14 protein-coding genes and 1 tRNA gene are annotated in these 13,793 nt (G+C 64.0%); 8 read left to right on the top strand and 7 right to left on the bottom strand.

The window, feature by feature from the left end; all coding sequences use genetic code 11:
* Nucleotides 1-491: 491 nt before the first annotated feature.
* Together FV233_RS24830 and FV233_RS24825 are read right to left on the bottom strand one after the other, a co-directional pair.
* Entirely contained in the window at nt 492-830 is a 339-nt protein-coding gene (locus tag FV233_RS24830) for a hypothetical protein (protein WP_147854016.1), read from the bottom strand.
* A gap of 364 nt (nt 831-1,194) precedes the next feature.
* The gene (locus tag FV233_RS24825; RefSeq protein ID WP_147854017.1) at nt 1,195-1,638 is read right to left on the bottom strand and encodes a CHRD domain-containing protein; all 444 of its coding nucleotides are present in this window, start codon (nt 1,636-1,638) and stop codon (nt 1,195-1,197) included.
* A gap of 132 nt (nt 1,639-1,770) precedes the next feature.
* On the opposite strand from FV233_RS24825, the gene FV233_RS24820 reads away from it, so the two are divergent.
* The 3 genes from FV233_RS24820 (at nt 1,771) to FV233_RS24810 (ending at nt 5,493) form a co-directional block, all read left to right on the top strand.
* Nucleotides 1,771-3,801 carry an oligopeptide transporter, OPT family gene (locus FV233_RS24820; protein ID WP_147899096.1) on the top strand — a complete coding sequence of 677 codons (2,031 nt, stop codon included), beginning with the start codon at nt 1,771-1,773 and terminating at the stop codon, nt 3,799-3,801.
* Nucleotides 3,802-3,879: 78 nt separating this feature from the next.
* A tRNA-Met gene (locus FV233_RS24815) sits at nt 3,880-3,956 on the top strand.
* Nucleotides 3,957-4,170: 214 nt separating this feature from the next.
* Entirely contained in the window at nt 4,171-5,493 is a 1,323-nt protein-coding gene (locus tag FV233_RS24810; protein WP_147899095.1) for a site-specific integrase, read from the top strand.
* 59 nt (nt 5,494-5,552) lie between these two features.
* Here FV233_RS24810 and FV233_RS24805 read toward each other — a convergent pair whose 3' ends face one another.
* On the bottom strand, nt 5,553-5,777 hold the full coding sequence (locus FV233_RS24805) for a hypothetical protein (protein WP_147899094.1): 225 nt from the start codon (nt 5,775-5,777) through the stop codon (nt 5,553-5,555).
* Between the two features lie 338 nt (nt 5,778-6,115).
* Here FV233_RS24805 and FV233_RS24800 point away from each other — a divergent pair, with 338 nt between their 5' ends.
* The 5 genes from FV233_RS24800 to FV233_RS24780 all read left to right on the top strand — a co-directional run bounded on the left by FV233_RS24800 (nt 6,116) and on the right by FV233_RS24780 (nt 11,079).
* On the top strand, nt 6,116-7,006 hold the full coding sequence (locus FV233_RS24800) for a 3'-5' exonuclease (RefSeq protein WP_147899093.1): 891 nt from the start codon (nt 6,116-6,118) through the stop codon (nt 7,004-7,006).
* 749 nt (nt 7,007-7,755) lie between these two features.
* Nucleotides 7,756-8,667: a hypothetical protein gene (locus FV233_RS24795; protein ID WP_147899092.1), complete on the top strand. Its 912-nt coding sequence runs from the start codon at nt 7,756-7,758 to the stop codon at nt 8,665-8,667.
* On the top strand, nt 8,667-9,902 hold the full coding sequence (locus tag FV233_RS24790) for an MBL fold metallo-hydrolase (protein ID WP_147899091.1): 1,236 nt from the start codon (nt 8,667-8,669) through the stop codon (nt 9,900-9,902). The genes FV233_RS24795 and FV233_RS24790 overlap by 1 nt, the downstream gene beginning before the upstream one ends.
* 52 nt (nt 9,903-9,954) lie before the next feature.
* Nucleotides 9,955-10,353 (top strand): hypothetical protein, encoded by a 399-nt coding sequence (locus tag FV233_RS24785; RefSeq protein WP_147899090.1) that lies wholly within the window; start codon nt 9,955-9,957, stop codon nt 10,351-10,353.
* Between the two features lie 30 nt (nt 10,354-10,383).
* Nucleotides 10,384-11,079, top strand: coding sequence for a hypothetical protein (locus FV233_RS24780; RefSeq protein WP_147899089.1), 696 nt, complete (start codon nt 10,384-10,386; stop codon nt 11,077-11,079).
* 211 nt (nt 11,080-11,290) lie between these two features.
* On the opposite strand, the gene FV233_RS24775 is transcribed toward FV233_RS24780, so the two are convergent.
* The 4 genes from FV233_RS24775 to FV233_RS30940 form a co-directional block, all read right to left on the bottom strand.
* A complete protein-coding gene (locus FV233_RS24775; RefSeq protein ID WP_210249504.1) occupies nt 11,291-11,698 on the bottom strand; it encodes a VOC family protein in 408 nt (135 codons plus the stop codon).
* Nucleotides 11,699-12,041: 343 nt separating this feature from the next.
* Nucleotides 12,042-12,752 (bottom strand): YafY family protein, encoded by a 711-nt coding sequence (locus FV233_RS24770; protein ID WP_147899088.1) that lies wholly within the window; start codon nt 12,750-12,752, stop codon nt 12,042-12,044.
* Between the two features lie 25 nt (nt 12,753-12,777).
* Complete coding sequence (locus FV233_RS24765) at nt 12,778-13,194, bottom strand: DUF1761 family protein (protein WP_187278218.1); 417 nt, start codon at nt 13,192-13,194, stop codon at nt 12,778-12,780.
* Between the two features lie 377 nt (nt 13,195-13,571).
* Nucleotides 13,572-13,793: hypothetical protein (locus tag FV233_RS30940; protein WP_210249503.1), on the bottom strand; the 222-nt coding region annotated here is incomplete at its 5' end.

The following is a 13,793-nucleotide window of genomic DNA, read 5'->3' as shown; positions in this document are numbered from 1 at the left end:
GAAAAACAATCTAATCAAATTTCCAACTTTAAAGCATTTTTATTTCATTAAAAATATTTTTATGTTGTCTTTCCGCTCAATCGTGATCGCCTCGTCTGTAATGCGTTTTCGGGTGATGCGCTCACCTCTTGCACTCACTTGGGGCCATCACCGGAAGGGCGAAGCGACCGGCCACAGGTCTCGTTCATGGATCGCATACAGCCTCGACCACTTCGCCGTGCCGATCGGGGTTGTGCTGAAAACGCCGCGATCCCGGCGGGTCTCCGGATCGATCCCCGGCGACGCACGGCAAGGCGCCGACGCCGGGACAAGTCGCCCCGAATTGCTGCACCGTCCGAGGTTCCTGCGAGACGCGATTCGATGGACGCTGACCGGTGAGGTCGAGGGCGGGCAGGACCGTCGTTGCAAGTCTGGAAACCCGCCGCCACGCTATCGACGCTCCGCAGCCGCGGGGTCTCCTGCGCGGCCCGTAAGTTCGGGGCGGCGCGGCGCTAATCCTCCTCCGGCGGGTCCTCGAACTCGGCACCCTCCGTGTCCGGTGCGATGCGGAACCGGTACTCGTCGATCGCCAGGAAGGCGCGGTGGACGACCTGGGGGTCGAGCCCGTCGCGCACCACGATCGTCTGGAAATCGATGAACAGGCGGGCGATCCGGGCCTCGTCCGACAGGGCCGCCAGCGCGGAGGAACTGGCGCCCGCGTGCATGATGTAGCGCTTCGTGGCGCCTTCCGGGTCGGGTGCCGGCAGCACCACGATCTGCCCGGCCGTCTCGGGCCGCAGCTCCGCCCAGCGGGCGGGTGTCCACGCAATGATGGCCTCGATCTGCTTCATCGGCACCTCCGGCTGCTCGGGAGGATCCGCCTAAGCATCATTTGCCGGAGGGGTCACCCGGCAGGCGCTGAAAATTCGGTCGCGCCGTCACGGCGAGCACGGGGAAACCATCCAGCGATCCGCCGCATCCGAGGATGTCGCGCTGCCGGAGGCTGCACCGCCGCGCTCGCCCCGACCGTGGGTCGATGCCGGGCCAGAAGCCTGCCCGACCGCGCGCCTGCCTTCGAGGCCGGGCGAACTCCGATCGCCCGTTTCCCGAGGGTGGGCCGAGACCGAGATCATCGGCTGCCGACGGTGTCGGATCACACCGTCGAACGGGGTCGGCGCTGCGGCGCGATGCAACGTCTCCCCGCGGGTCGGACGTTCAGTGCGCGCGCTCGACCTGCCCGCGGATCTCGCCCTTCGGGTTCGCCGCGGTGTGGATGTTGAAGTAGAGCTTGCCGGCTTCGAGGTCCGCCGCCTTGGCGTCGTCGAGGGTGGCCTCGCCGGAGAACGGGCTGCCGGTGACGGTGACGGGCACCAGCACGCCGGCATTCGCGCCGGCGGCGGCCGGGCCATGGAAATGCGCGGCGGTGACCGGCCCGGTCAAGCCACTGTAGGTCCCGTTCCAGCTCAGGTGCTTGGTGGCCGGATCGTAGGTCGCCGTGATGCTGCCGGTGCCCTTCGAATCGGTCGCCGGCACCTCGCTGCCGCCGTTCAGCGCCGCCGCGTACGGAGTGCCGGTGCCGGCCGCGTGGACGGCGGACGTCGCCAGCGGCATGGACCATGCGAGGAGGACTACGAGACCGGTTCTGGACAGGCGTGTCATCGGACGCTCCGCTTCGGCACGGCCCTCAAGCGGGGCCACGTGTCGCAAGATAAGGGGGCGGCGCCGCGCGGACCACCGGGCTATCGTGAAACGTGGGACAGATGTCCGGCCGCGTGGGCCGATGGGGGCGCGATGGCGGTCACGGACGCGGGCGCCCCGGCGGGCGGGCACGGGCAGGAGATCACGGCCCGCGGGATCGTGCTCGGCGCGCTGATCACGGTCGTCTTCATGGCCGCCAACATCTATCTCGGCCTGAAGACCGGGATGACGTTCTCGTCCTCGATCCCCGCCGCGCTGATCTCGATGGGCGCCCTGCGCCTCGTCGGCGGCGCCGGCATCCTCGAGAACAACATCGTCCAGACCCAGGCCTCGGCCGCCGGCACCCTGTGCAACGTGATCCTGGTCCTGCCGGGCCTCGTCCTGATCGGGCACTGGCACGGCTTTCCGTTCTGGGAGACCAGCCTGGTCTGCCTGATCGGCGGGTGGCTCGGCGTGGCGTTCTCGATCCCGCTGCGCCGGGCGCTGGTCTCGGGCAGCGACCTCCCCTACCCCGAGGGCGTCGCCGCCGCCGAGGTGCTGCGCGCCGGCCATGCCGATTCCGGAGGTTCCGCTTCCGATGAGCGCGGCCTCACGACCCTGCTGACCGCCGCCGCCGGCTCCGGCCTGGTCGCCTTCGCCACCAGCGGCCTGCGCATCCTGGCCGAAGGCGTGCTCACCGCCTTCAGCCTGGGCGGGGCCGTGTTCAGCATCGGCAGCGGATTCTCCCTGGCCCTGGTCGGGGTCGGCTACCTCGTCGGGATCGGCGCCTGCCTGGCCCTGCTCACCGGCGTGGTCATCGCCTGGGGCATCATGGTCCCGGTCCTGACCGCCCTGACGCCCCAGCCCGGCCTGGAGCCCGGGGCGGCCGCGCAGGCGATCTGGTCCGGGCAGGTCCGGCTCGTCGGCGCCGGCATCATCGCGGTCGGCGGGTTCTGGACCGTGGCCACGCTGGTCCGGCCGATCGCCCGCAGCATCCGGGTGGCGCTCGCCGCCGGCAACCCGGCGCATGCCGCCGACCGGCAGGACCGCGACCTGCCGCTGCCGCTGGTGGGCGGGGCCGCGTTGGCCCTCTGCGTACCGCTCGGCGCGCTGTTTGCCGGCTTCGCGGCCGATCTCGGCATCGCCGGCCCGATGCTCGCCGCCGTGGTGGCGGCCGGCCTGCTGTTCTGCCTCGTGTTCGGCGCCGCCATGGCGGCGGTCTGCGGCTACCTCGCGGGCCTGCTCGGCTCCTCGACAAGCCCGATCTCCGGGATCGGGATCCTCACCGCCATGGTCGGCGCCGCCCTGCTGCCGCTGGTGCTCGGCCCCGCCGGGACCCCGGACGCCCGGCGCGTCACCGTCGCGCTGGTGCTGCTGGCGGCCTCGGTGATCGTCACCGCGGCGTCGATCGCCAACGACAACCTGCAGGATCTCAAGACCGGCCAGATCGTCGACGCCACGCCCTGGCGCCAGCAGGTGGTGCTGATCGTCGGCGTCGCCGTCGGCTCGCTGGTGATCGTGCCGCTGCTGTCGCTGCTCTACGGCGCCTACGGGTTCGTCGGCTCGATGCCGCGCCCCGGCATGGACCCGGCGCTGGCGCTGACCGTGCCGCAGGCCGCCCTGGTCACCCAGATCGCGGACGGCATCGTCGCCCGCACCCTGCCCTGGCCGATGCTGCTGATCGGCTGCGGCCTCGGCGCCGTGATGGTCGCCCTCGAAGTCGCGCTCAAGCGCCGGGCGTTCAGCTTCCCGGCGCTCACCGTGGGGATCGGCATGTACCTGCCGCTGTCGGTGGAGATGACCATCGGGCTCGGCGGACTGCTCGGCTTCCTGTGCGCCCGCGCCCTGCGCCGCCGCGGCGCCGGGCCCGAGGACCTCGAAGCCTCCCGCCGCCGCGGCGTGCTGATCGCCTCCGGATTCCTGGTCGGCGAGAGCTTCGTCGGGATCGGCCTGACGGCCGTCGACGCGGCCTCTGGCCATTCCTCGACCCTCAGCCTGGTCGGCCCGGACTTCGCCGAGGCCGCGACCTATCTGGGTGCCGCGGTGTTCGTCGTCGGACTCTTCGCAGCGGCCCGGTTCATCCGCGGTCCCTTCGCCGTCCCTTCGCAGCGAAGGCCCGCGGGCGCCCCCAAATTCCGCGCATAACACCGTTGACAGCCCGCGCCCGGCCTCCCTATACCCCGGCCGCTGGCCGCGCCGTCCCGTTCGGGACGCGCGTCTTGGGGCGGGGTAGCTCAGCTGGTTAGAGCAGAGGAATCATAATCCTCGTGTCGGGGGTTCGAGTCCCTCTCCCGCTACCACTTTTATTCAACCCCGCTAAGCACTTAGCGGGGTTTTTTCATGCCTTGCCCAGCCGCTGAGCTGGCATTATCAGCTAGCTCAGTGCTAGCGCGGGGTCTGAAAAAAGCTGTTTGCTATGAACGGGCTAGCCGCCGGTACCAAGAGCACCAGATAGCGTGCCTAGCGCAGTTCTAGCGCACCCTCGGGCACCAAAATAACCAGATAGGGCGCGTTATGAGCACCCCCCTGCCCCCTCAATCCGAGCGCTACCGATTGTTCCAGCGTGAAGGCAGCACGCGATGGCAGATGCGGTTCAGCATCCGGGGGCAGGGTCAGATCAAACGCTCCTTGGACACGGACGACCGCCTGGAGGCCGAACGCCGTGCGGAAACAATCTGGTACGAAGCCACGTACCGAGCCAAGCAGGGCCTGAGTGCCAAGGTCCACACCTTTGAAGCCGTGGCGGAGGAGTTCATCGCGCTGATCCACCGGGAGGTGGCGCGCAACGAACGCCGTGCCGATCAAGGCCGCAGCGAGCCCGCCATGATTCGCCGGTTCTTCATCGGCTATTTTGGCACCCGACCCATCGACGTCATCTCGGAAACGGATCTGGAGCGCTACGCGGAATGGCGGCGCACCTATTGGACCGAAGGCCCCGGCAAACTCATCACGCACATTGAGTACGAGCGAGCAGGGCGGAAGCTTCGCCGGCCGCCCAAACGCTCCACTCCCACCATCAGCCGCCAACGAGGCGAGGCTGTGGTGCTGCGCGCGCTGCTGCGGCAAGCTGTGAGGTGGGGCTATCTCAAAACGCCTCCTGAGATCGCCATCAAGGCTAGGCGCTCACAGGACAATCGGCGACCCAGCTTCGAGCCACATGAGTTCGCCAAGCTGGTTGAGACCAGCCTCAGCCGGTTGGTGGATCCCAACATGGATGGCACGGGAGCGGAGGTAAGGAGCAGTGACAAGCGGCGCTGGCGGATTAAACGGCTGGACGATCACACCCGGCGAGATCGCACGGTGCTTCATGCGTACGTAATGATCGGCGCGTTCTCGGGCCTACGCCCCACGGAGATGTACAACCTCACCTGGGGCGACATCCTTGGCTACCGAGCCGGGAGGGGCAAAGGCATCGCGCAACGAGACATCCGGCTCAAGGCGCGAGGTAAGGGCATGAGCGGCACTGCGATCCCGCACACCGCAGCGATCCCGTGGTTCGACACCCTATGGATACTGTTCGAGCGCGGCATGCAGCGCGAGCCCGTGGATGTCGATCCGGTGTTCGCCAGTGACCAGGGCAAGCGAATCAACTCGATTGCCAATGGCTTCACCGAGCTGCTCAAGGCGGCAGATCTGGAGCGCGATCACCGGGGCATCAAACGCACCCCGTACTCATTGCGGCATTTCTACATCACCCAGCAGCTCACGCACGGAGCTGAGGTCACGGACATCGCCCGCAACTGCCGCACCTCCCTTGCTATGATCGACAAGCACTACGGTCAGGTGCGGCTCGAACGCGTGGTGGACCGGCTACGTCCAGAGTGGACGCGAGCCTGACCCCGGGCGGCTGAATCTTTCCGGAAAATTACCGAGCTTATTGAGTTCGCCTTCTGCGCCTACGCGACCGCGCAGAGCAAGGGTTGGCGGCGCGTCGCCTCTAGCGAGGCCTCCCGCTCGTGACGAACCGCGGCGAGCGCCTCGTGCAGCGCCCGGATCTCAGCGTGGAGCTCACCGGCATCGACAGCCATCTCGATGCACTGGTCCTGCGTCTCGGCGAGCAGGATCCGCAGCTCAGCGACTTCAGCCGCCAGTTCGAGAATGGTGACGTCGGACGCTTGCATGACGATCTCCGTCCCTGCCTGCCGGCGCTATGCCAGAGCGGGACGAGGCCTTCCGACGCTGCTGCTTACCGAAATGCTACCGGCAGCCTTCAAATGCCGTGGATGATCTCAGCGCCTTCGAAGGGAGCCGGATCCACCTGTGAATTGGCCCATGGAGCGCGGCACGCATGAACCCAATGCCATCGCCACGTCGTGCGCTGCTTCCGGGAGACCCCATGCATATGCTGTGGACGCTGCCGCGAGGAACCTCGCGGACAAACTGCGCTGCGCGTAACGCTTTTCCATGGCGGCACCGGTCTCGAGTGGCCGCAGGGTGGGATTGTGCAAGCGAGCGTGGCGTGAGCGATCCTCTCGATAGCATCGCGGGCGTCCTCGAAAGCACGGGTGAGTACCGGGTTCTTCGCCGACTGCAGCCGCTAGCCGATCACCCGGGCGCCCCGGACGAGCCCACGTACATCGGTCTGGTAGTCGATGTGGAGACCACCGGCACGGACTTCGTCGGGGACGAGGTGATCGAGCTCGGCATCGTCAAATTTGAGTACGGCGCCAGCGGGCGCATCTATCGCGTGCTGGATAGCCTCAACCAGCTGCATGAGCCCACAAAGCCAATCCCGCCGGAGATCACCCGGCTGACCGGCATCAGCGACGCTGACGTTGCCGGGAAGCGGATCGACGACGCAGCGGTGGCGCTGATCGCGGCGGATGCTGCGGTTGTTATTGCACACAACGCCAGTTTTGACCGCCAGATGTGCGAGCCGCGCTGGCCGGTCTTTCGCGAACGGAACTGGGGATGCTCATGTCATCAGATCCCGTGGCGCGCTGAGGGCCACGAGGGCTTGAAGCTGGGCTACCTGCTGGCCGACTGCGGCCTCTTCCACCGCGGGCATCGCGCCATCGACGACTGCCACGCTCTGCTGGCACTGCTCGCCCGGCCCTTGCAGATCTCGGGTCAGCTGGCGCTGGCTGCCCTGCTGGAGACCGCGCGAAAGCCCACCGTGCGGTTGTGGGCTGAGGGCTCGCCGATCGCCACCAAGGATCTACTCAAAGCCCGGCGCTACCGGTGGAGCGGACAGCGGCGCAGCTGGTACATCGACCTGGAAGAAGCACAGATTGAGGTGGAGCGAACCTTTCTCAGCGAGCAGGTCTTCGGCCGCTCTATGACCGACTTACCGGCCGATCGCTTCACCGCGCGCGACCGTTTCTCGGCACGAACTAACCCAGATCTGTAGGCCAGCGACTCAGAAGCCCAACCCCAGTGCAGCGCCCTTGAGGAACCTCGGTACACCACCAGCGGAGCCGAGGTGCTCGACGTTGCCCAGGCCTGCCGGACCTCGCTCGCCATGAGCGACAAGCACTACGGCCAGGTGCAGCTTGAGCGCGTGGTGGACCGCCTCTAGCCAGATTGGACGCTTACCTAATGTTAGTCTGCAGTTGACCCTTCGCAGACCCTTGGAATGTCCGCTTCCGGGCAACTCGGCTGACGGTGGCTTGCGACCGGGTTGGGTGGTTTTGCGATTTTCCGCTTCTGGGTAAGTATCGGAAGAAGCAGACACAGCCGTCGCGCCCGCTTGCGGGCCTTCGAGAGGGCTGCTTGCCGGCAGCCCGGTTCAATCCAAACGCCCAAGCTTGGCGACAAGCGGCCAGTCTGCCTGCCCCGCTTTCGGCGTACCAACTGCCTAGGTTCGCTGGCTGCATTCATATCACCGCCGGCCGTCGGCTGCCTACTGCCTCGCCTTTGCTTCTTCGAACAAATCTTCCGGGAAGCCGGTTAGCCACTCGAACCAATCCATTTCGCCACTTCTGAAGCTCGCGTCCTCTATAACATGACGTTTAGGAATACCTGCCGGCGAACCGTAGCAACGCCCTGATCGCAGCTGTGGCGCCGATACATCAGCAGAACTTTCTGCGCGCCTGGTGTAAATTTTTGAGCGTCTCACGGGAATATGGGAAGGTGACAACTGGAACCGGGAGATCGAGTGTGGCCCTCTTCGACCGCGCGCTATCAAAAGCCTTTGTGGATGCCCTCTGGCGCGAAGCCGACAAGAACACTTGGTGGCGCGACGTGCTCAACGACGCAGGCCTCGTTGTTGCGCCCCGCGGACGCTCGTTGAACGTATACTGGAGAGGCCAGGCAATTTTCACCGCCTCCTGCCCCAATGGCGAGTTGCGCGTCACTACTCACGAAAAGTACCTGATCAATCCTGCGCTTGAGGGCCAAGTGCCTCTGACGGCCGATGGGGCTTTTGACACGAAGTCTTTGGAGCAGCACGTCGTGGAGCGACGTTACAAGAACAAAACCACACTCTCCAAGCTCAAGACCGTCGCTGGGCTGTACGCAGGTGATGAAAAGCTCGGCTGCCACGAGATTGCAGTGCGCAACCCCAGCGTACTTGACGTTGAGATCGCCTTCCCCGGCAAGTACACATTTCCACAGGGTCACACTGCAACTGCGCGGCGCGTCGACTTCGCCGCCGTCGAACCCGATGGACCCGATGCACGGCTGGTGTTCTGGGAGGCCAAGACCTATGCCAATAAGGACCTGTGGCCCCTCGCCGACGGGTCGGCCCCAGTCTGCCAACAGATCGAGGATTACCGCACATTGCTAGCCGCTCAGCGTCCGGCGGTAGAGGCAAGCTACGCGAGTGTTGCCGCCAATCTCGTTGAGTTCAAGCGGATGGGCTGGACCCGTCGTCTATCGCCGCTGATCGATGCAGTTGGAACTGGCGAGGCGAAACTTCATCTCGGGAGCGAGCCACAGGTCAATCTCGTGGTGTTCGGCTACGATGACGACCAGAAGAAGGGAATGCGCTGGAAGACGCAGCTTAGCAAGTTGAAGGAGCGGATCGGTAAGGTACGTCCGGTCGGCAACGCCACGCAGATTAGTCTCTGATGTCGCTGCATCTGACCGTTCACCGCGGCACTCGACAGATCGGCGGCAGCTGCATCGAGATCGTCCATCCCGATGGGACACGCCTCATTCTTGATGCGGGCCGTCCACTGGACGCCCCCGAAGGAGCGACCGGCCTGTTGCCTGTCAGCTTGGATCTATCCCAACCGGCCACTGTGCTGATCAGCCATCCGCACCAGGATCATTACGGGCTGCTGCATGAATTGCCCGCAGACTGGCCGGTCTGGACAGGGGCGGCTTCGGCAAGGCTGATAGCTATCACCAGCGAGATCGGGCACGCTCCGCTCTCGCGACCGCTGCGGACTTGGTCGAGCCGGCCCGGCCCGATCAGGCTCGGGCCGTTCACCGTCACGCCGCTGCTGACCGATCACAGCGCCTTCGACGCCTACATGCTGCTGGTCGAAGGGGCAGATCGGCGCGTGCTCTATACCGGAGACTTCCGCCGGCATGGGCGGAAAGGCAGGCTGGTCGATGCGCTGATGAAGCGGCCTCCGCGAAACGTCGATGTGCTCGTCTGCGAGGGCACCAACCTCGGTACCGACAAGCCCGTCATGAGCGAGCATGTCCTGGAGGATGATTTCGTGAAGCTATTCGAACGGACAGCAGGTCGCGTCTTTGCATCTTGGTCCGGCCAAAACGTCGATCGCACGGTGACACTGTACAACGCCGCAAAGCGCACCGGGCGAACGCTCGTGCTCGATCTCTACACCGCAGACGTTCTGGACCGTATCACGGAGGGTACGCGGGTGCCGCGAGCTGGTTTCCCAAACCTAAAAGTTGTGATCACCGCCGGCTTACGTGGCTGGTACGCGAAGCAGGGCCGCGAGGACTTCATCGTGCGCATGGCGCGTCACGGCGTCTCCGCACATGATGTGCCTGACGATGCCGTGGTGATGCTGCGCCGGTCGTTGATGCACGATTATGAGAAAGCGGGCCTCGCTCCGACCAAGGCGGACGCCTTCAACTACTCGATGTGGCGCGGCTATCTCGCCGCGCCCTACCATGCCGAGCCCTTGTTGTGGTGCAAGTCTGCCGGGGCAGAGATTGCTTACCTTCACAGTAGCGGACATGCCGCCCCCGAGGACTTGCGCGCCTTTGCGGCAGCCATAGCGGCAAAAGCGGTGGTGCCTGTGCACGGTGAGAACTGGGATATGCAGACGTCCGGGTTCGGCCCGGTGCAGCGACTGGATGACGCCGAAATCTGGACGTTGCCATGAACGGCATTTGTACGACATCCAGGCGATTTGTAGCTCACAGCGAAGGTGCGAGATGAGCGGCCCCCAGCATGAACCCTGCGTTGGCATTTTCTGGGGGATCTGCGACGCTGGTAGTCCTTGTACGATCGTTCATGCGCTCGCGTCACTTGGCGAAGCGGAGCCTTATGGCGACTGCCTAACTTATTCGGGCGCGCATTACACGGTGTGGGAAGCGTGGCGCCGGCTCCGGCACGCTGGGCTGAGGGCGCAAGGCTTGCCACCTATCATCGCCAGCTATGAGTATGAGCACTTTCCTCGCGGACGGGTCGTCTACATGCGGCCGGATAATATCTTCACGATCTTCGCGGACCGACGCCTGCAGCGCGTCGATCTGATCGACCAAATCGTAGAAATATTCGGCTTGGCGGATCATTGTCATGTTGTTCGATCGGATTTGCACTATCGCAGTTAATACCTACTCGAAAATTTTAGATGTGAATGGATGACAGATTTAACCGTAGATATCCGAGATCTATTGTTCAATGTTAATGATGTAGATGATCCGACCCCGCGTCAGCTCCCGACGATATTTCAGGATATTGTTGGTCAGCTAAATGCGCAGGAGCTATCCTACGCAGTGCTTGGGCATATTGCACTCGCCCGCTACGAGCGCGCACGCTACGTCAAAGATATCGAGATCGTTGTAGGATTGAACGCGAACGACTACCGGCTAGCAGCTGTGCTTGCGGAGGAAACACGACAGCGCTTTGCGCTATATATGGACCGACACTCGCGCGCGAACGCCATCACTCTATCCCTACGCTCTTGTTTAAGCCCTGTAGAAGAAGGGCTTCTAACGGAGGCGTTTATTTGCACGTGGCTCGGAATTGCAGTTCGGCTGGCAAGCCCCGAGCATTTGCTGTGGTTCTGGTGCCATTCCTCCACGCTTGAACATCACGTTGATGCAGCCGCGTTGATCCGAGGCGATACCGTCGACCTGCAGCGTGTTCAAAGTCTCCTGCGCGAAGCTGATAATTTTGAAGAGACGGGCCAAGAACGATTGCGCTCGGCAATCGGCGAGGCTGTGCTCACTTCCGAGTTTTCTTTCAGCCGCTACATGGAGGAACGGCGCGCTCGTCTGAAGCCGGACCGAGTCCCAGTTTGGCGTCTGCGCAACCAAGCTGAAAAAGATGGTTGAGTTAGGGTCAAGGCTCGCGTCTCATCCTACGCAAACGCCAGGAGTAAAGTGAATTGTTAGTGAAAGCGGAAATGGCCCAATGTCGGCTTCCGAGCGATACCCCAATGACTGCTCACCACCCAAAGCGGCGATGGTGAAGGGCGTGGTTGGGTGGTTTGAAGACGGTCCGCTTCCGACCGGCGATGGGGCGGAAGCGGACCGCAAGAACCGGTCAGACGACAGTGGCTTCCACGCGCCGGAGTTGAGTCTGCGTAGCGACCTCGATGAAGTAGCCGCCCTTGGCTTTGAAGTAGAACGTCCAAGCACCATGATAGTCGCGCGGCTCCGGCACGTCCCAGCCGTCGACCTTCAGGCGCGCGTTGAGCGCGTCGACCTGCTCACGGCTCTCCTGAAGGAAGCCGATATGATGGACGTCGCTGTCCTCGGGGTAGGCAAAGCTGCCACGCTTTTTCGCGAAATCATTGAGGACCAGCAGCATGCCGTCGTCATCCTGCATGACGGCGAGTACCTTCCCGCGCATCACCGCCGTGCGCAGCCCAAAATAGGTCTCGAACATCGCAACGTCGGCATTGACGTCGATGCTGGTGAGATTGATGTGATTAAGTTTCACGAGACGCACCTTTCCTATTCATCGGAAAGGACGCACTGGTAGTCGGCCGCTGATGGCGGCCGCCATGTACGAGCGCTGAGCCACCCGGACTACCGACCGGGCTGTGACTTCTACACGTCCATGACCGGGGTACGCAGCGCTCGGCGACCTGTCAACGACCGCGCTTGACCACAAGGCCGGAACAACGATCCGCGTCCACTTTCCAGGTGCAGGCCAAGCGGTGCGTACAATTGACCTGGGCCGATACCGGAATGACCGCCGAGGGTGGGTTCGCGACTGACCGCTCTTGAGCGGCCATGCATCAGAGCGGACGGCGCCATCGCGCCCGCTTCCGGGCTTGAGGGACACGGGATCATTGACCGGAGGACGGTAGAACGGCACGTTTTTCGCCCCTCGTCGCCAGCCAGCGGCTGCGTAGGGTCACGGAGCGTTCGGGATAGCGCTCGTCGAGGAAGGCGACGGTCCCGAGCCGATCCGTGCGGAACACCCGGAAGTCCTGCCGAAGCTCGCACCACGCCATCACGACACGGACAGTCGCGACGTAGCCAACCATGAACGGGCGGATGACGCGCTCGCTCGCCGCGCCGGTCTCGTCGACGTAGCCGATGGCGAGCTTGCGGCCCTCGCGGCACCACATCCTCAGGCGCGCGACGTCGACGTGGTCATCGTCGCGATGACGCGGAGGCGGGGTCCCCACCGCGGGATCCTCGATGACCGGGCGAAGATCCTCGGGCACGATGGCCGCGACCTTGGCGAGCACGCCGAGGGCGGCACGGGCCAGCCCCGCATCGGCATGGGCGACCACCCATTGCGCGCCGAGCGCTACCGCCTCTACCTCGTCCGTGGTCAGCATGAGCGGCGGCAGATCAAAGCCCCGCTCAGGGACGTAGCCGACGCCCGCCTCGCCCCGGATCGGCACGCGCTGGGCGACCAGCGCATCGATGTCGCGGTAGATGGTGCGCTTGCTCGTCTCCAGCTCGGTGGCGATCCGGTCGGCCGTCAGCGGGCCGGACGCACGGCGCAGTACCTGGATGATCTCGAAGAGGCGGTCGGCGCGGCGCATGACCCGTATCCGATGGCGGGCGGCCCTACGACAGCGCCTCCAGGATCGTGCAAGACATCAGGCTGCCGACGACGAAGAAGGGGGCGTTGAGAGCCGTGTACGCGAAGGGTCGCGGGAAGAGCGGGTTGATGGCGATGTTGAGGGTCATCGGAACAAGGTAGCCGAAACCCACGAGAGCACCCAAGACGAACGCATCGCCGTAGGTCGTGATGCCGAGCGCACGCAGGAGGATGGCACTGGTGGCGACGGTGACCGCAGTGCACGCGAAGGGACCGGCGAAGGAGAGCAAGCCGGGCTTCTCCTGCGGCCGGTCGGCGATGCCGAGCACGACAGGGTAGTGCTTGCCGACCAACCCCACGAAGCACGCTGCGCCCAGGATGAAGTGGGCGACGCTGGCAACACCGACTGCGAGCCAGTTCACGTGGGAGAGAGCTTCGATCATGGGTCCCATTCCTTGCACCGGCGGTTGCCGAGGGCCCTTTGATAGCGAAGCGCTGTTGCCACCGTGGTGTCAGCAGTTTTGGTGCATCGTGTCGGGTTCCCGTCCCGAGCCGACCTTAACAGTGGCCGACGAATGGCCGCTTTCAGGAAGCTCCAAAGCCTCCCCGCATGCCCGATTTGGGTCGACACCAGACGGTTGCTTACCCGAAACTGAATGTCCGATGCTGGGTGGTGGGCTGATGTCCGCTAATGGCGCATTGCGGGTAGCATCAAACAAGCATCAACCCCGGCTGGCATTAACGGATGTAGATAAAAGACAATATCTCTGCTACAGAAGCAAGCTAAAAAAACATCGCAATCATCGAAGTCGGAATTCAATTATAAAGCAGAGTATAATTTCTTTACGTCGGCCAAATCTGTAATGATGGGTTCGCTCCCAATGCCGAATCGTTCATCTATGACCGCCGTAAGCAGTTGCGAGATATTAGGAGCCTGCGTAGCTTCCTTGATGGCGGATGCGGCACCATACGTGCTAACATACCATTCCCAGAAGCTCTCTTCTGCCGCGATACCAATCAACCACGCAAGTTGTCGTAATAT

Origin of the sequence: Methylobacterium sp. WL7 (genome assembly GCF_008040085.1) — a bacterium.
GTDB lineage: Bacteria > Pseudomonadota > Alphaproteobacteria > Rhizobiales > Beijerinckiaceae > Methylobacterium > Methylobacterium mesophilicum.
Note: the sequence above shows the minus strand (reverse complement) of the source record. Positions and strands in the feature narration are given on the sequence as shown.